Below are 17107 nucleotides of genomic sequence, written 5' to 3' on the forward strand. Positions count from 1 at the left end.
TTGGGCCGGAACGATGTTTGATAAACTTGTTAGCTGTCACTGTTCGAAATATTTGGATGTATTGGCTCAAGTGCGAGTTTGCTAGATTTTTTAAACAGAAGACAAAACCAAATCGCATTCCAGGAACCTACGACGGAATAAGCAAACAAATATGCCTTGAACGTCGGCTCACCGCCCGTAAACCCCCACGCAAAAGCATTTCCAGAGTAAATAACAGAGATTACAATAATAACTAAACCAAGTTTTCTTCCCCATTGCTTTCTGTAAAGAAGAGCAAGGCCAGCCGTTACAAACAAAATGTTTATTGTTGCGTCACGAAAGTATGAACCCACTTTATATGCTGTACTCATTGACTCAAATTCTGCATGTTGTGGATCAAGCCCTAATAACGGCCATAGCAAACCAATACCACCAACAAGCAAAAAATAGGATATTACAGCTTTTAAAACGTTCGGTAATTTCTCAGTTATATTTACCTATATTACAGCTAACGCTTTGCTTTGCGGCTATTTTGGAACACAGTGAAAAACAGTCTGGCAACAGCGCCTTGTTACATTCTAAATCTGCCGCTTGAACAGTAAGCATAAACAGATTCTCTGATCTTTTTGAGTTTACCAGATTCAAAATCATGGCCTCTATGTGAACTCAATGCGTGACCATTTTTAGTAAGAATTATGTGGTCCCGACCTCTACCGAAGTAAAGACTATGAACATTATTACTAATTATATTGTCATTGTGCTTTGATTCGTGCTTCGAAAGTGAAAACCGAAAATATTCGTTGTTGATACCTGTTACCTTGATGTCTGGTAGCGGTAGATAGTATATCTCTTCATCTTCATTCCTGTGCGCAGCGATACTTCCATGCATCCCGGATACAAAGTAGTAGTTTTTATCAATAACATTTTCCGAGGCCCACTGATCAAGAGCATTTACTATACTTGGGTTCCCTGCAAGAGACTCTATATAGTCACACCTTTCCTGGTCATATCGAGCCATATCCCAGAAAAGGAAAGCCACGATAGACAAAATAATTACTAACCCGAAAAAGAACAACTTCCCTAAATATTCCAATCTTCACCCTCTGGGAATTGTAACGCTCGCAGCACGCGCGGCTTTGTAGTGGAGGCGAAGCCGCAACGAAAAAGCCGTCGCTGTGACTGCGCTTGTTAAAGGCTACTTGGCAAAATACTCTTTTACTTCGCCATTACTTTTTGTTGTGCGTTTACCAATTAAGCCTTTGGTTTCATAAATGTACTCAATCCTAAAAAACATATCTTTACCAATGTACTTCGTGAGCATCAGAACTTCCCCAGAATCGCATGCCAACTGCACATAGTAGCCTTCGCCATCGTTCCTTTTTCGGGCAATCTCTTTCTCATCGATAGCTTCAGCTACCACCTCTGGAAAAACCTTTAAACCCGCAGCTGCGTAAGTCGTCTCTACCGCGTTATCGCAAGCCAAAACAACCACAGGTAAAAAAGCCGATAAAAGTAACACTGCAATGCGAATGATCATGTGCTCTTTTGTCCTTTAACAATTTATTACTGCGCCCTTACAAGGTTGGTAAGCTTGTAAGCTTCCTAACCTTGTAAGGTAAAAAGATTATTTATAAATAATCAGGTGATTGTAGCTTTATTTAATTAAACCACCTTACGACAAAACCTATTCCTTCCAGCTATTCCGTTTACGGTAAATAGTTGCGGCGCTTATTTCCAGATAATGCGCGGCTTTGGGAATATTACCCTGACAGAGGTCAATGGCGCGTTCGATGGCTTCCCGTTCAAGTTCCGCGATGGGGCGGATTTGCTGGGTAAGGTCGTCGCCGTTGCCTGGGGCGGGTTGTGTTTGTGGTGCTGGGCTGAAGCCTGTCGGTGTTGCGTAGGCTGCTCCTGAGGGATGAGCTGAGGCGTGAGTAGAGATGGGAGTTTGGGGTGGCGCAGGCATTACCGGTGCTACTGGTTGTGTCATAGGGCGTGGTTGTGCGCCACCGATGCTTGCCATGCCGTCCAGTGGGGCGGGGAGCATGGAGGTGGTCACTGTGTCGCCGCTGTGCAGTACTACTATGTTGCGGATAACGTTCTGTAGCTGGCGGACGTTGCCGGGCCAGTCGTAGTTGCTGAGGATGTATTCGCAGTCCGGTTCAAAACCAGAAAAGCCTTTTTGTTCTTCTGCCGCGTACTGGTTCAGGAAGTGATTGGCGATTTCAATCACATCGTTGTCCCGTTCCCGCAGTGGTGGCAGGTGAACGGGTAATACGTGTAACCGGTAGAACAGGTCTTCGCGGAAGTTACCGGCCTGTACTTCTGCCAGAGGATCTTTATTGGTTGCGCAGACGATGCGTACGTCTACCTGTTCGGTTTTATCGCTACCGACTTTCTGTAAGGTGCCGGTTTGCAGGAAACGTAGCAGTTTCGACTGCAGCGACATGTCCATTTCGCAGATTTCATCCAGGAACAGGGTGCCACCCTGGGCGGCTTTGGCTGCACCGTCGCGCTCGCCGACTGCCCCGGTGAATGCGCCTTTAACATGACCGAAGATTTCGCTTTCGATCAGATCTTTAGGAATGGCACCACAGTTCAGCGCGATGAACGGGGCTTTTTTACGGCCGCTGTGCTGGTGAATTGCTTCCGCACAGACTTCTTTGCCTGTGCCGCTCTCGCCGGTGATAAAGATGGTGGCCTTAGAATCTGCGGCGCTGTCGATGATCTGATATACCCGCTGCATGGCTAGGGATGAACCTATAAAGCCACAGAATTGGTGTCTGTCGATTTCGTTGTGATAGGTCTCAACGATGCGTTTCAGATTTTGGCTTTCAAAGGTGTTTTTCAGCGTTGTTAGCAGACGTTCCTGATCAAAAGGTTTGACCAGATAATCCCGTGCACCCAGCTGCATCGCTTCAATGGCGGTATTCATTGAGCAGTCGCCGGTGGTGATGATAACTTCCGCCGGATGTTCTTCGCTGCTGATCTGTTTGAGTATGTCCAGACCGTTCATGTCAGGCAGGCTAAGGTCCAGCAGAATGCCATCGAAGCTTTGCTGGCTGAGTGCCTGTTGCGCAGCGCTGCCGTCTGCTACGCAGTGCAGGTCGTATTCCTGATCCCGAAGATAGCTCTTACATACAGCTGTCATGGTCGGGTCGTCTTCAACAAGTAATAACGTTGGGGTCACGTTTGGCACAGCAAATCCTCTGCATATATAAAGCGGGTTTTTTATCAGGCTGTGGCTGTTTTGTGATTAATTATTAGCTAATCAGCCGCCAGTTTGCCGTGATAAAAAACGCTTAGATTGTGATCCATGTAATACGTAGAGTAAGCTAGAGATATAAGCGGATCAACCAGTTATGGAGTTTCTGCTGACCGGAATGAGTAGTTTTGAGTGGTATATTCCGCGACCGTTGTCATGCAAAAGGAGGTGATATGCAGGTACTTGCAGAATGGGAGTTTCAGCCAGCTTTGAGTGCTGCCCGGGATTTGCGTAATCAGCTGGCGGAGTTGTTGGAGAACCTGCCGGAAGGTCAGTCCGTGGCAAATGTGCAGTATTTCCTGCTGGCCTGCAGTGAACTGGTGGTCAATCTTACCCGCTATCCGCAACCCAGACCAAGCGTCGCGACTTTGCGTTTTTGTCAGGATGAATTCTACGATCAGCTCGAGTTGCTGGACGATGGCGGCAGTTTCATTAATTTTAGCCAGCAGTTACAGGATAGTTCCCCACTGCAGGCGGCTGAAAACGGCATGGGTCTGAAGTTGCTGGCGGCTAATTTTGATGACCTTTGTTATGTGCCTGCCTGTTACCGGGATGATGCCCGTAATCTGATGTTGGTGAAGCAACAGCGCTGCCAGCCACGACCAACTTTGTTGGTGGTGGATGATGATCCGGTGTATAGGGCGGTTGTCCGGGCGTATTTACAGCCGGATTACAGGGTGCTGGAAGCGGAAGATGTTAACACTGGTTATGAGCTGATTTTACAGAACCGACCTGAACTGGTGATTTGTGACATTAGCATGCCGGGTTCCGATGGCCCTGTGTTATTCGATCGTATGCGGCATATACCGGATGTGGCTGGTACTGCATTTATTTACCTTTCCGGCTGTCAGGATGAAGCGGTAATCAACCAGGCATTACAGCGCCCTATAGATGACTTTCTGGCTAAACCTGTTGCTAAAGACAAACTACTGATCAGTGTACAGCGAACTCTGATGCGACGTCGTCATCTGACAGAACAGCTACAGGCTGAGTTGGATCAGAAGATTACTCTTGGCTTACAGCCTTCTTTACCCCGTGAAATTGGTGACTATCAGGTTGCATTGCGTAGCCGAGTGCCGGAAGCCGGCGGCGGCGATATGGTGCTGTTACGGGATCAGTTGGTAATTTTTGCGGATCTGATGGGGCATGGCATTACTGCTAAAGGCTATGTGTATGCGTTGGCGGGGTATTTGCGTGGCTTATGTGCAGCTGCCGGTCAGCCTTCTATTGGTCGATCTTCTAAACAACTGGACGGGAAGGCCTGTCAGCCGTCTCCCGCAGAATTACTGACACTGGTTAGCAGAGGCTTTAGCGGTGACCCGGTACTGGCAGAAACGCTGGCGACACTGATGGTGGTGCAACTGGATAAAGCAGGGCAGTTGCGTATCGCTAATGCTGGTCAGCCACGGCCTTTACTCTGCTCAGCTGAAAATGACTCTGTACAGCAGTTGGACATCGACGGACCGTTGCCAGGTCTTATTTTGCAGGAAGGGGACTTGCAGCAAGAAAGCTTGCAGGAAAGCAGTCTGCAGGAGAACAGCTTGCAGGAGAGCAGCTTGCAGGAGAGCAGTGAGGTGGCGTATTCAGAATATGCTTTGGTCTTGCAAGATTCAGAGCGCTTACTGATTTATTCCGATGGTGTACTGGATGCGGCAGAGCCATTGCCAGCGGCATTTATCCAGCAGATTAAAGCCAGTATGGCGATGCCATTACCCCAGGCGGCAGACTTCCTGATTCAGCAGTTGCCTGCTGATGCACAGGCAGATGATATAACGCTGATTTTGCTAACACGCACATAAATGCATCATAAGCCTGATGCACTGATCAGAGAGGCTGATTGATCAGATCGGAGGCTTCTACTTTTTTGCGCAGATAGTTAGCAATGCGTGGTAGCCATTTATCTAAACGGCGTATTTCTCTTAGCATTTCTTCCCGCAGACCGGGTGAATAGCGGTCATTCATCACGGCGCCACAAAGTGGAATATTGGCTTGCTTAAGCACGTTCTGGGCTTCATCTATCTGGCTTTCGGTTGTTACGTGGGTGACAACATTGAGTATGCAGGTTTCACAAACTGAAGCGATGGTAACGCCACAGATGGCACCGTCATTGGAATGTAGCAGGGGTGGGCTGTCGCAGATGATGATATCGAACTGATCCAGCGCCTGGCCGAAAAAGCTGCAAAGTACTTCAGTATTTCGAAACTCAATGTTGTCCGGGTGAGTCTGGTCATGCAGTGGAGCGGTCAGCACCATCAGCCCGGGGCAACCGGTTTTTTGCATGGCATCCTGCCAGCTGTTATCACAGGGCAGCCAACTGATTTGTTTCGTACCGGTATGCCAGTGCAGGCTGGGGGTTTCGCTATTGAATTCGATTAACAGGACGCGCTTTTCAGCCTGCGCCATCCGCTGTGCCAGTGCCAGGCTAAGCAGTGAATTACCACTTTCCGGGCTGGGGCTGGCAATGGCCAGCAGTGATGTCCGGTTACGGATCAACTGATTGTAGATAGCATCTATAGAAGGCGATGTATGTAACTGATGCATGGTCTGATTCCTTTTATCCGGTGCGTCTTACAGGGTACGTCTGCGGCGCTTTAACTTATGGTTATAGTTCTTGTTCCTGTGCTACAGCCCCAGCAGTTTGGCAAATGAAACGACGGTAATTGATTCCTGCAGAGTGCTGACAAAGCGGTACCAGCTGCTCTGTTCTTTGCCGGGTACATACAGGGTGTCTCCGGCTTGCAGTACTGGTAGTTTGCTGTAGTCACCTGTTTTAGCGAACTCGACCAGATCGAACAGGCGGGAGTGCGCTTCACCGTCAACCCGGTTTACCACCATGATGCGATCTTGCAGAGCGTTGTTTTGAGGGCCACCGGCTTCAGCTAACAGATCGAGAATGGTCATGTTGCTGTCGAAGCTGTAACGGCCTGGGCGCTGTACTGCACCCAGTACCCGAATCACAGTTTCTTTTGGCTTTTCTAACCATGCACGGTCACGTTCAGGGATAAAGATCACATCCTCAGTGCTGACGACTGGCAGCATAGTTTCGTCACCGGTATGGAAATAGTTATGCAGGTTCAGGTGCGTGACTTCATCGTCACCGCTACCACGATGGGTAATGCGTACGTTAGACAGATCAGCACGGGTAGTTGGACCCTGCGCTGCAGAGAGAATATCTAGAAAGTTAAGCTCATCGTTGAAGGCGTAACGACCTGGTGCGCCTACCTGACCAAAGATATAAATAGAGCGCTCGCTGGACTGACGGACCCACTGGGAGCGGTTGTCGTTAGGGTCTTTAGGCAGCTCAGGTACGACCACTGTATCGCCAGCATGAATGCGTGGAATCTGACGAATATCACCACCTTTATCAAGAAAGCGCTTCAGATCGAACGGGATTGACTCAGTAATATGACGCTTACCTTTTTCATGGCTGGAGGTCAGTACCTGCAGGTGAGCAGTATCGGCACCGGCCAGTGGGCCGCCGGCATGGGCGATAAGATCCATCAAGGTCATTTCAGGCGCCCATTCGTAACGACCAGGACGGTTAACGGCACCGATAATGCGAATGGCACGGTTAGGATGAATGTCTAACCAGCTTTTTTCGTTCATATCGGATTTTTCTGGTACCAGAATGGCATCGCCCGGATTAATAGTTGGGATCTGACCACGTGACTGACCGTCGATATAACCTTGCAGGTCGAAAGGTTCTACACCGCCATCAGCACGCAGAATATGAATCTGACGGGTTTCAGCAAAACGGGTAGGGCCGCCAGCTGTGGCCAGCAGGTCGTAGAAGCTGCTTTCTTCTTTCATTTCCATGGCACCGGGTTTGAATACCTCACCCATGACATACACAGTGCGGGCGCCGCCCTGGACCTGATCAGATGCCTGAGGGATAAAGATAGTGTCACCCTGTCGAATTTCAGGAAGCAGTTCCTGATTACCGGTATCAAGGTACTCGCGCATATTAAAAGGGAATGGCTGGCCGTTATGGATTACACGGATTTGTTCGATACCGGCATAACGGGTCACACCGCCAGCCCGCATGATCATATCCATAACAGAAGGTGTACCTTTAAACGCAAATGTACCCGGGCGGTGAACCTCACCAAATACTTTTACGGCTGTGTCGCCTTCACCTGCATCACCGGAAGCGGTCAGTGTACGGGCATCAAATTCAACCTGAACGTTACCAATTAAAGGTGACGCAGGTACAAAAATGGTATCCATAGGCTGAAGCTTTGGCAGAACATTCAGGTCACCGCTGTCCAGATAATGTTTGTAATCAAACTTGATGATCTCACCGTTACGGCGGATTTGTAGTTTATCCAGTTGAGCACCCTGTGCCAGGCCACCTGCATGATTAATGGCCATTTGCACATTGGAACGTAATGGCAGATCGACCGGACCTGGAGTTTTAACATAGCCCAGCACGATAACACTGAGGCGACGCTCCATGAGAATCAGATCAAGATTGTCCAGATCACGGTAGATAACGGCGAGCGTGGTTTTGATTAGCTCCCGTGCTTCATCAATGGTTTTGTCTTTAAGCTGCATTGGGCCGGTTTCCGGCAAGTTAATGCTGCCCTGATGATCCAGTTGAAACGGTTGATCGAAGCTGCTTTCGCCGGGGAATTTGATCTGAACTAAATCACCGGGGCGCAGTTGTGCTGTATTTGCCTGAGTGTTGAGAACCGTTAGCAAAGTAATGAGTGCCAGCAGCATGATGAATAAATGTTTCATAGGATAATCTCCTGATCATTGGAGCGGGCGGTAGTACCGCTGTCCCTGATTGGAATCAGTTGGGGGCTCTTGTCTGGGCTCAGAGGGTGAGGGGCTAATGAGCCATGATTAACCGGCTGCATGTCGGTGAAAACGTCTTTATCAGCTTGCTTTAGCAGGAACTCAACACTGTTCATTGCATCGTTGGCTTGCTGATAATAACCGGCCACATGTAACCGAAGGCTTCGGGTAAGTAGCAAGTTAATGTGCTGATAAAAGTGCGGATAAGTAACGGTAAGCCCTTGCTGGTGATGCACTTGTTTGAGTGCCTGGCAGCGGCCTAACCGGAACATGTAACGTTGCTTTTCCTTACTCTCCTGGCTAACAGGCCAGCTTTCAGTCTGAGGATGCATACCAGGGGTCAGATAATTTTCTGGTTGGGTATAGCGTTCAGCAACGCCACCCTGACCCCGTTCCACCATATAGAAACAACCACTACTGAGCAGCATGCTGCCTGACAGCAGCAAGGCAGAGAATGATTTTATGGTGGCTAAATTGCGCATTGTCCGTCTCCTCTTTTTCTACCAGGTTTTAGCTTTCAGTCTGTGGTTCAAACAGACTGATGCACTTGTCGATGCGCAGGTAACGCATTAACTCCAGTGGCTGCCCGTGTACGCCGGTAATCGACATGTGCAGATCCTGACTTCGCAGGCGTTTGAACAGGAATACGATGGCACCGATACCAGAGGAGTCGATAAACTCAACGTTCTGCATATCAATGACAATGTCCTGTTGTTGCTCAGACAAACTGTCGAATTCATTACGTAGTTCTTCAACTGCCAAGGCGTCGAAGTCACCGCTGAGGTTGATGCAAAGCATCTGGTTAGTAATGGCTGAAGTCATCATGGCGCTTTCTCCTAAAAGGTTTTGTCGCTTACCTGAATAAGAGCAAAGGCCATGCCAGCTGTTAATGTGATTGATTTTAAAGGGAAAGTTTATAGACGTGCTTGGCGTCATTGTTTTTTTACGAGGTTATTCGCATTTTGCGAGGCAGTATTAGAGAGCATGATGAGAGTGCCTCCTGTTATTTTCAGGGGAGCTCTCTAGTGCATGCTGTGAGGAGAAAAGCTGCCCGGCCGATAGTTACCGGGCTGCTTATGTTGGACGTAATAAGCGGGAAAGAAAAAGCGCTGAATGCGTAAGGTTAATTACTGGCCCCGGCCACACACCATTACTACAACAGTCTGTACCATGATACGCAGATCAGTACTCAGCCAGTTGAAAAAACCACTCAGGCTCAGCGCATATGCATGGTCGTAACCAACTTTTGAACGCACATCTTCAATGTCGCGGTCATAACCCTGGTTAACCTGAGCAAGACCAGTAATGCCGGGCTTTAAACCGAAAGTACGTTCAGCAAAAAATGGAATAGCGGTTTCCAGCTTTTGGTAGAAACCTGGACGTTCCGGACGAGGGCCAATCAGTGACATATCACCGCGTAACACGTTGAACAGTTGTGGCAGTTCATCAAGACGGGTTTTACGCAGAAAGCGGCCTAAGTGGGTTACCCGTGGATCACCCTCGGTTGCCCAGACTGCACCGCTACCTGCTTCAGCATCTACCCGCATGGTGCGGAATTTATACATCCAGAACAGATGAGTGAAGTTAGCTTCGGCATGACCAATGCGTAGCTGACGGAAGATCACCGGGCCGGGTGAGTTAATCCGAATGGCCAGCGCAATTAAAGGCAGCAAAACAGCACAGGCCAGTAAGCCTGTGGCTGCAATGCCGATATCCATTGCACGCTTAGCAATCTGCACGCTTTTAGGGACGTAATTGTTGAGTTCGTGTTGTGAAACTGTTTTTTGTTTAATAGCGTTTTTGTTAAACGCTGTATTTGTATGAATAGCTGTATGAGTAGTCATGTTCATGATAATTCTCCCCGGGCAGATTTTGCCGCCCAATTATGAATATTTACTGGCTGCTATCTTTGCTGACAGATTTCCAACAACCGCGCTCAAGGCCGCAGCAATAACGAATCATGCCGATGAAGCTGGCGCGGTAACCGTTCGCCAGATAAAAAATTGTTTGGATTTTGCCCGGTATTAACCTCGCAGGCAGACACTTGCTCAGAGCTGCACAGGTGAATCCCAGTGGCTGCAGAATGCTAAGGGCTAAGAGGATTTGTGATTCGCCGGCGAGCAGGCAACACAGCAACCATTGTAAAAACAGAATTGCAGGCATCAGTGCGCGTAGAGCTTTGCCAGATACAAAAGTGAAGGCAGTACCCTTGTAACGGGGCAGGGTTAATTTGATTAAACGTAGCAGTTGCTGCAGGTTGCCTGCGGCGATACGTACACGGCGTTTTTCATCCATCTGCAGGCTGGCCTGTTCGAGCTCAAGGGCAACAATATCTTGCAGGTAAACACCTTTATAGCCTGCCATTACCATCTGCATAGGTAAGATGAAATCATCGTTGATGGTGTCGGCAGCCAGTGGTGTGAACAGCTGACGTCGGAAGAAGTACAGAGCACCGTGTACACCAATTGGGCTGCCCAGGTTAGCTTCGTTGCACTTAATGCGTGTTTGATACAGCCAGTAATCTGCTTCACCTTTGCTGCCAGGGTTTAGCAGCTTATAAGTAGCAGCAACAAAGCCGGTATCGGCATCCTGAAAAGCATCACAAGCCTGTAATAATGCGTCGATAGAAATGAGCGCTGATGCATCACTCAGGGCAACAATGTTGCTATCCAGTTGGCCAATAATGTCGTTAAGTACAGCAACTTTACCGCGATTTTCTTTAAAGTCTTCGATATGTACCTGTAGTTGGCGGCATTCAGGCTCCTGAGCCGTTTTGCGGGCAATCTCTGCTGTGTCATCACTGCAGCCATCACAGGCGATGATAAGTTGCAGCTTGTCTGCAGGATAATCCAGACTGGCAACGTTGCGGATTTTATCGGCAATAACGTCTGCTTCGTTATATGCAGGAATGACCAGACTGATTGTCAGTCGCTTCACGCCTGGCATAGGCTGTATTGCTCCAGTAGTTGAGTCATTGTCTGACTGGCGACCGAGTCGACTAAGTAACATTGGGTAAATCAGATGGTGATACACAATCACCGCCCAAAACATGAGTAACAGGCTGGATAGCAAGTTAAGTGTCAGAGTGTTCATGACGCACCTCCTAACTGCAGCAAAGAAAAGTAAGCCTGGGCGGTGTTATCCAGGTTGGCATTCTTCAGCACGAATTTCCGTGGGGTAAACTGACTACTACGATGCTGACAATTGATAAGGCCCCGTTCAAGTGCGGAAGCATTGCCCGGTTCGACCAGTTCGCCGCTATTTTTACAGACAATGCTGCGACAACCACCAACGTCGGTAATTACTACTGGAACACCGCTTGCCTGAGCTTCCAGTGGTGAAAGAGGTAAGCCTTCGTTGAGTGATGGCAGACAGAAGATATCAATTGCCCGGTAGAAAGCTGGCATGTCATCAAGGGCACCCAGAAAGTGAACCCGGTTATTGATTCCAAGACGTTCCGCTGTTGCCTGCAGTTCTTCCCGCAGGCTGCCGTCGCCGGCCAGTGCCAGAATAAAACGGGGATGCAGACGGCTTAATGCTTCAAGCAAAAAGTGGTGGCCTTTAACAGTCTCGAGCCGGGCGGCGCAGCCAATCAGGGTGCCGTACTGAGGCAACTTAAGTTTGGCTTTCATCAGACACTGTTCATCCGGATGCACGGGGGTGAATTTACGGGTGTCGATACCGTTCAGAATCACCTGAGGATTGCTGCGCGGAAAGTAGCGTGTCAGCACATCGGCAACCGCATCACAGTCAGCTACTAAGGTTGGTTTAAGTATGGCAATCAGCATGCGCTGTAAACGTCGGTTGGCGCTGGCATTCAGGTGCCAGGCATCATGCTCTGTATGGACGTGAACTTTGATTCCGGCTAGCTTTGCAGCCGTACCACCATAGAGTAACGGGCCTATATGGTGGGTATGAATGGCAGTTGCCTGTAACTGTTTAAGCAGGCCTGATAAAGCAATAATGGCATCCGGACGCAGGCCGGCAGGCTTATTGAGGAAGTGCAGCTTCTGGCGGTAAGGCTTGAGCCGCGGCCATGCATTCAGTGCCTGCTCTGCGGTGCCTTCCAGGCTAACGATGTGGGTTTCACTGTTTGTATCGAGAGAGCCGATATGGCTTAACAGATCAAGTGCCATAGTTTCGATACCGCCGGGACGCAGGTGTTGTACCAGTTGAATAATTACCTGACGCATGTTGCTATCCTCCTTGCCGGTGCCGGTTTTTATGAACCGGACTGGCTGAACAGTTTGTCTGTAGAGTTATCTGTATGGTTTTTTGCAGGCTGAACCGGAATACGGGCCAGAACCGGCACGGCGAGCATTTCACTGAGTGTGTCGCGGCGGCGGATGCTGGTATCCAGCAGTTCAACCACAGTAGCTAGCCCAAAGCCCAGACCGATACCGCCAAACAGGCCAGCAATAATAAATGCGATCAGAGGCAGGTTACTGGGAGCCAGTGGTTCGTAAGGCGGGTCAATCAGTTTTACCCGCTCGTTTTCTTCGTTTTTACCCAGGGAGCCAGTAATCTGTGCCAGTTCGTAGCGTTCAGCCAGATCGTGGTAAACCTTCTGACGTACCTGGATATTACGGTTCAGTTCGTTGAGTCGGCGTTCATGCTGACCGAACTCATTTACCCGGTTTTGCAGGTTGGTGATTTCCTGGGTCAGAGAAGAGACTTCTTTCTCCAGGCGTTGAATATGGTCATCGGCCTTTTGTAAGCGTTCAAGCTGCGATACCAGAAGCATGTGTGGTGTATGAGGGCCGGCATCCTGACCGTTAGATGTAGCCAGAGCCCATAAACGTTCTAACTGCTCCCGGTCCAGACTTTTGGTATCCAGACGTTGTGTGGCAGAAACTACCCGGTTGCGCTCTTTTTCCAGAGCTTTCAGATGTGCCAGTACACTTTGTACCTTGCTGTGATTGTCGGTATAGCGGGCCCGTAGTTGGGTTAGCTCAGCCATGACATTGACAATGGCTTCTTCTATTTTTCCCACCACAGGGTTGGTTTGTGACAGGCGGATTGCCAGGCTGGCCTGAGCCGCTTTAGCACCATCCAGTTCTATACGGCGTTCAGCAACCAGCGCTTTAAGTGCCGATAAACGCGCCACGTTAGCTGAATGTAATGTTGGCAGTTCGCTGGCAAAGCGGTTTTTGTATTCTGCCAACGCTGTTTCAGCGGTGATCAGATCTTTACTGCGCTGCTCCAGCTCTTTGGCCAAAAAGGTTTCAGACTGGGCGATAGAAGAACGCTGTGGTGCCAGTACCCGTTCAACAAAATGCATGCTGACCATAGACAGTGTTTCTTTCATGGTGCTTTTGTCTTCGGCGGAGTAGATGATTTTGATTAGATTATCGCCCACCAGACTGCACTTAAGTGACTTAGACAGCTCGCCAATAACAGTCGCTTTTTCCTGCTCATCCATATCTTCGTTAAGCAGTTTCATCTGCCATGCAACACCGGCCAGAATGTGACGGCTGTGTAGCAGAGCATTAAGCGCTTCTATGCGGCCTTTCAGGTTGGTTGCAATGGAAAGATCTTCCAGAAAGGGGTTATGTTGTGCGGCTTCCTGGAACAGGATTGTGGTCGAGGTGGTGTATTTCTTTGGTGAGATAACGCCAACCACAGCACCAAGTACTGGCATCACCAGTATTGGTAACATGATCAGGTAACGGCGTCGCCATCCGGCCCAAAGCAGGCTGGCGATGTTACGAATCAATGTGCTGCGAAGCATAATTATTCACCTTATTCCGATGATCGGATTACTGAGTAACCAGAATTTGGTTGTGTACTAATTGCGGCTGCATATGTACTTCAGCCTTCAGAGCACGACGTGTTAAGAACTGTGAAACATGGATGCAACGTTTCATGCCTTGTGCCATGGCAGTAAAACTGTCGCTGACATCTGAAGGGGCGCATTTCAGATAAACAGGTTTAACGCTGTATTGGTTGGCATAGGCATTTAACTGCTGAGCTTGCTGCTCAGACAGCTTCATCTGATTGGCAGAGAACGTCAGGGTAATTTGCTCGGGCTGATCATCCTTGTTAGCAGAACCATTTTGCAGGCGGGCATTGCTAAGCAGCTCTGAGATACTGATGGCGCCGACTTGCTGGTTATCGCCACCCTGATTAAGAATGGCCTGTGGCGTCATTTGATTAGAGCTACAGCCGGCCAGCAACAGTGAACTACAGATCATGCCGAGGGTCGTTGTACGAATTGAATGTGGATGACTGTTCATAATCCTTTTCCTTCCCTTATATCTCTTTGCTTAAGTGCTGTTTCAGGTTGCAGTAACAAGTGTTTCTGAAGAGCTTGTATGAGATCACTGATGTAACACTGCTTAAGTATTCGCAAGAAGCGCGCCAAAGCGGGAGTGAAAGGGCTAGAAACCTCGTTTGGTGGGGGTTGTAGCCTGATTGATGGTTTTGATGAAGTGCTGCTGACTTTTCGGAAATGTGGAAATTAGCGATGTAGTCTCATAATAATTCGCATAATGCGAATAGAAGACGATAGTTTTTTCGCGGTTTAGAGGTATCCGTCTATAATTCAAACGGATATTTGAAAACAACGTGACCGGACAGGTAATTGCTAGTCTGTTCGGAAAGCACAGGGAGTGTGCGATGACGAGTGTATCTACTGAGATATATCTTACCTGCGTCGAGATTATCGGTTTGTTAAACAGGGCTAAAGAGATTTCACATTTCAGTATGCTCACAGACAGACTTCATTTTATGGCGTTTAAGCTTAGTGAGTATGATCATCAGGCCTCTCAGGTGGTTCGGCAGATTGCGTTGATTATCGAAAAATACGACCAGGATTGTCCCTGTGGCTGTGAACATCAGCACTTACCGGACAAACGTCAATACGATTTGTTTGTCCGGATAAGTGATCAGGTCGATCTGCTGGCTGTCATCGCTACAGAGCATAGTCTGGCCGGAAACTAAAAAACCATAATTTCACAGCTTTAAGCCCGTATCCGTATGCCAGAAACACTGAACCAGTAACAGAAAACCAGGCTCAAACTTCTGTGCGTGTTTACAGTTCATCCAGCAGGCTTTTTAGTTCTTTACCACGCTGTTGCCAGCTTTCTTTTTCTACCCGTTGCTGACGAATTGTCCGTATAGCTTTAAGGTTCTGACGGTTTCTGTAGATGGCTTCCAGTTCCTCGGCAAAGCCTGCTGCAGAATGACTTACCTTCACCAGGTCACGATAGCCGTCCAGAGCCGGGAAGTCTGTGCTAACAATCGGACTACCAGCGGCCAGATACTCCCGCAACTTAAGTGGATTACAGGCCTTGATCTGAGGGTTCTGCAGAAAGGGCAGTAAACTCACGTCCCAGTGCTGACTATAACGGGGCAACTCATGATGAGGTTTGCTACCTAGCCAACGGATATTGGGCTGTTCCAAAAGGGCGCTGATATCTGTTTTTGCAGGGCCTATTAATACAAAGGTCCAGTGAGGTAAGAGCTTCGCCAATAAGGTGAAGAGCCGCTGATCAAACCAGCCTGCCAGAGACCCGTAAAACCCGGCGACCGGTCCGTCACTGGGCAGATCATCAGCACGAGGTGCGGGGCTGCTGAATAAACTGGTATCGACACCATGTGGTAACAACCAGGTCTTATGGTCAGGGAATTTAGCCGCCAGCTTTGAACTGGCCGTGATGATCAGCTGGCTTTTCTGCGCCAGCTCCTGTTCCATACGGCTGACAGGACCATGATCAACACCATCCAGTGCTGAAAAATCATCGCAGCAATAGTAGACGCAAGCCCGCTCGTTAAGCTTACCCACTACATCCACTGCCGATGGCAGTGAAGTCCATAACAGTGGGGATTTCGCCTTCTGTGACTGATTAGCGGATGCATTTAAAAGTGGCAGTATCTGTCGTTTCAGAAGCTGACTGCTGAGGCTGCGGGCCAGTGGATTACCAGGCCAGGAGATTGCCCTCGGATTAAGGATCTGTAACTGATTCGACAACGGATTCATTGACTGATCAGAGGCACGGCCCAGTGCTTCGTTTTGCTTTTGCTGGCTGATCATTTTACTGATTTTATGCCAGGCTCGACGCAAATCGGCACTGTTCAGACGCGGGCGGCGCAAGCCCAGTGAATTGATCCAGAGTATTTGCTGCTCAGGCAACAGCTGGGTGATCAGGTGCTGAGTGCTGCTTGGATGCTCGCCCCAGTCTTCACCAAACACTAACATATCAATATTCATGCGACGTCCTCCTCTGTCAGTGCGCTTACACAGTGGTTTTCCTTGTCAGCAGGTTTCTTATTCAGTTCTGCCTGCTGTGTTGCGCCAGCCAGTTCGGCACTGTTAATTGGCTTGATTACTTTAGCGGGCATGCCAGCCGCTATTACACCGGCTGGCAAGTCATGGGTGACGACACTGCCAGTGGCTACGATCGTACCGGCACCTATTGTGACGCCTTTCATGACGGTGACGCCGGAGCCTAACCAGACATCTTTTTCGAGAATGATGTCACCGACCTGATCATCAGTATCAGGCAAGCCTTTGGCTCGGGCTTCAGGATCAACCGGATGACCGGGATACCCCGCGAGAAAACAACGGCCGCCCATACGAACGTTGTCTCCCAGAATGACTTTGCTGCCAACAGCAATAGTGGTTTGCCAGGAGATACCAACGTTATTGCCGATAATCAGCATGGGTGTTTCCTGAGTACGCCAGCGACCGCTAAAGGTGGTCTGGCCACTGAGCCGGCAATTGCGACCCATTTCCATGATCAGATTCCCCTGTACCAACGGCATGCCACCAAACAGATATAACTGGTTGCCTAAGCCTTGTGGGCCATGACGTAAGCGGGTACGAAACATCGGCGTCCAGTACATAATCCGGGCGGTTTCGCTGCACAGCTGGCTGACTGCCTGGTGCAACAAACGTAAAGGTTTATAAACCGGATAAAGTGCTGGAATTTCAAACTCACGCCAGCCGGTATGCAGAGCACGTACACTCATACCCAGAGGATGTTGAGTTGTTTTAACCCAACGCTTTAAGTTATGCAGACTGTTCATAGCATCACCTTTGAGGTTGCTGCCGGACAGCTT

The 17107-nt window shown here is 49.1% G+C and carries 16 protein-coding genes; 2 read left to right on the forward strand and 14 right to left on the reverse strand.

Annotated elements, in window-relative coordinates:
- Positions 1-29 precede the first annotated feature (29 nt).
- The 3 genes from OCU49_RS10150 to OCU49_RS10160 form a co-directional block, all read right to left on the reverse strand.
- Positions 30-350 (reverse strand): hypothetical protein, encoded by a 321-nt coding sequence (locus OCU49_RS10150; RefSeq protein ID WP_261844866.1) that lies wholly within the window; start codon positions 348-350, stop codon positions 30-32.
- Positions 351-1174: 824 nt separating this feature from the next.
- Positions 1175-1516, reverse strand: coding sequence for a hypothetical protein (locus OCU49_RS10155; RefSeq protein ID WP_261844867.1), 342 nt, complete (start codon positions 1514-1516; stop codon positions 1175-1177).
- A gap of 147 nt (positions 1517-1663) precedes the next feature.
- Positions 1664-3178: a sigma-54-dependent transcriptional regulator gene (locus OCU49_RS10160; protein ID WP_261844868.1), complete on the reverse strand. Its 1515-nt coding sequence runs from the start codon at positions 3176-3178 to the stop codon at positions 1664-1666.
- Positions 3179-3417: 239 nt separating this feature from the next.
- Between OCU49_RS10160 and OCU49_RS10165 the strand changes: the two genes are divergently transcribed.
- Positions 3418-5043 (forward strand): response regulator, encoded by a 1626-nt coding sequence (locus OCU49_RS10165; RefSeq protein WP_261844869.1) that lies wholly within the window; start codon positions 3418-3420, stop codon positions 5041-5043.
- Between the two features lie 25 nt (positions 5044-5068).
- Here OCU49_RS10165 and OCU49_RS10170 read toward each other — a convergent pair whose 3' ends face one another.
- From OCU49_RS10170 to OCU49_RS10210, 9 genes are all read right to left on the reverse strand, one after another.
- Positions 5069-5785, reverse strand: coding sequence for a CpsD/CapB family tyrosine-protein kinase (locus OCU49_RS10170; protein WP_261844870.1), 717 nt, complete (start codon positions 5783-5785; stop codon positions 5069-5071).
- A gap of 81 nt (positions 5786-5866) precedes the next feature.
- Complete coding sequence (locus OCU49_RS10175; protein ID WP_261844871.1) at positions 5867-7984, reverse strand: SLBB domain-containing protein; 2118 nt, start codon at positions 7982-7984, stop codon at positions 5867-5869.
- Positions 7981-8526 (reverse strand): hypothetical protein, encoded by a 546-nt coding sequence (locus OCU49_RS10180; RefSeq protein ID WP_261844872.1) that lies wholly within the window; start codon positions 8524-8526, stop codon positions 7981-7983. Before OCU49_RS10180 ends, OCU49_RS10175 begins: the two co-directional genes overlap by 4 nt.
- Positions 8527-8554: 28 nt before the next feature.
- Entirely contained in the window at positions 8555-8869 is a 315-nt protein-coding gene (locus tag OCU49_RS10185) for an STAS domain-containing protein (RefSeq protein WP_261844873.1), read from the reverse strand.
- Between the two features lie 302 nt (positions 8870-9171).
- Complete coding sequence (locus OCU49_RS10190; protein ID WP_261844874.1) at positions 9172-9894, reverse strand: sugar transferase; 723 nt, start codon at positions 9892-9894, stop codon at positions 9172-9174.
- 43 nt (positions 9895-9937) lie between these two features.
- Positions 9938-11137, reverse strand: coding sequence for a glycosyltransferase family 2 protein (locus tag OCU49_RS10195; RefSeq protein WP_261844875.1), 1200 nt, complete (start codon positions 11135-11137; stop codon positions 9938-9940).
- Positions 11134-12237: a glycosyltransferase gene (locus OCU49_RS10200; protein WP_261844876.1), complete on the reverse strand. Its 1104-nt coding sequence runs from the start codon at positions 12235-12237 to the stop codon at positions 11134-11136. Before OCU49_RS10200 ends, OCU49_RS10195 begins: the two co-directional genes overlap by 4 nt.
- 29 nt (positions 12238-12266) lie before the next feature.
- Positions 12267-13775 (reverse strand): GumC family protein, encoded by a 1509-nt coding sequence (locus OCU49_RS10205; protein ID WP_261844877.1) that lies wholly within the window; start codon positions 13773-13775, stop codon positions 12267-12269.
- Between the two features lie 28 nt (positions 13776-13803).
- The gene (locus tag OCU49_RS10210) at positions 13804-14280 is read right to left on the reverse strand and encodes a hypothetical protein (RefSeq protein ID WP_261844878.1); all 477 of its coding nucleotides are present in this window, start codon (positions 14278-14280) and stop codon (positions 13804-13806) included.
- A 382-nt stretch (positions 14281-14662) separates the two neighbouring features.
- Between OCU49_RS10210 and OCU49_RS10215 the strand changes: the two genes are divergently transcribed.
- Positions 14663-14986, forward strand: coding sequence for a hypothetical protein (locus tag OCU49_RS10215; protein ID WP_261844879.1), 324 nt, complete (start codon positions 14663-14665; stop codon positions 14984-14986).
- A gap of 91 nt (positions 14987-15077) precedes the next feature.
- On the opposite strand, the gene OCU49_RS10220 is transcribed toward OCU49_RS10215, so the two are convergent.
- Positions 15078-16256 carry a glycosyltransferase gene (locus OCU49_RS10220; RefSeq protein WP_261844880.1) on the reverse strand — a complete coding sequence of 393 codons (1179 nt, stop codon included), beginning with the start codon at positions 16254-16256 and terminating at the stop codon, positions 15078-15080.
- Positions 16253-17074 (reverse strand): acyltransferase, encoded by an 822-nt coding sequence (locus tag OCU49_RS10225; RefSeq protein ID WP_261844881.1) that lies wholly within the window; start codon positions 17072-17074, stop codon positions 16253-16255. Before OCU49_RS10225 ends, OCU49_RS10220 begins: the two co-directional genes overlap by 4 nt.
- Positions 17075-17107 lie beyond the last annotated feature (33 nt).

Origin of the sequence: Aliamphritea ceti (genome assembly GCF_024347215.1) — a bacterium.
In the GTDB taxonomy this organism is placed as follows: domain Bacteria; phylum Pseudomonadota; class Gammaproteobacteria; order Pseudomonadales; family Balneatricaceae; genus Amphritea; species Amphritea ceti.

Excerpts from the sequence above, each read along its gene's own strand:
- OCU49_RS10150 (WP_261844866.1), bottom strand. The coding sequence starts at position 350 with ATGAGTACAGCATATAAAGTGGGTTCATACTTTCGTGACGCAACAATA.
- OCU49_RS10155 (WP_261844867.1), bottom strand. The coding sequence starts at position 1,516 with ATGATCATTCGCATTGCAGTGTTACTTTTATCGGCTTTTTTACCTGTG.
- OCU49_RS10165 (WP_261844869.1), top strand. The coding sequence starts at position 3,418 with ATGCAGGTACTTGCAGAATGGGAGTTTCAGCCAGCTTTGAGTGCTGCC.
- OCU49_RS10170 (WP_261844870.1), bottom strand. The coding sequence starts at position 5,785 with ATGCATCAGTTACATACATCGCCTTCTATAGATGCTATCTACAATCAG.
- OCU49_RS10175 (WP_261844871.1), bottom strand. The coding sequence starts at position 7,984 with ATGAAACATTTATTCATCATGCTGCTGGCACTCATTACTTTGCTAACG.
- OCU49_RS10180 (WP_261844872.1), bottom strand. The coding sequence starts at position 8,526 with ATGCGCAATTTAGCCACCATAAAATCATTCTCTGCCTTGCTGCTGTCA.
- OCU49_RS10185 (WP_261844873.1), bottom strand. The coding sequence starts at position 8,869 with ATGATGACTTCAGCCATTACTAACCAGATGCTTTGCATCAACCTCAGC.
- OCU49_RS10190 (WP_261844874.1), bottom strand. The coding sequence starts at position 9,894 with ATGAACATGACTACTCATACAGCTATTCATACAAATACAGCGTTTAAC.
- OCU49_RS10195 (WP_261844875.1), bottom strand. The coding sequence starts at position 11,137 with ATGAACACTCTGACACTTAACTTGCTATCCAGCCTGTTACTCATGTTT.
- OCU49_RS10200 (WP_261844876.1), bottom strand. The coding sequence starts at position 12,237 with ATGCGTCAGGTAATTATTCAACTGGTACAACACCTGCGTCCCGGCGGT.
- OCU49_RS10205 (WP_261844877.1), bottom strand. The coding sequence starts at position 13,775 with ATGCTTCGCAGCACATTGATTCGTAACATCGCCAGCCTGCTTTGGGCC.
- OCU49_RS10210 (WP_261844878.1), bottom strand. The coding sequence starts at position 14,280 with ATGAACAGTCATCCACATTCAATTCGTACAACGACCCTCGGCATGATC.
- OCU49_RS10215 (WP_261844879.1), top strand. The coding sequence starts at position 14,663 with ATGACGAGTGTATCTACTGAGATATATCTTACCTGCGTCGAGATTATC.
- OCU49_RS10220 (WP_261844880.1), bottom strand. The coding sequence starts at position 16,256 with ATGAATATTGATATGTTAGTGTTTGGTGAAGACTGGGGCGAGCATCCA.
- OCU49_RS10225 (WP_261844881.1), bottom strand. The coding sequence starts at position 17,074 with ATGAACAGTCTGCATAACTTAAAGCGTTGGGTTAAAACAACTCAACAT.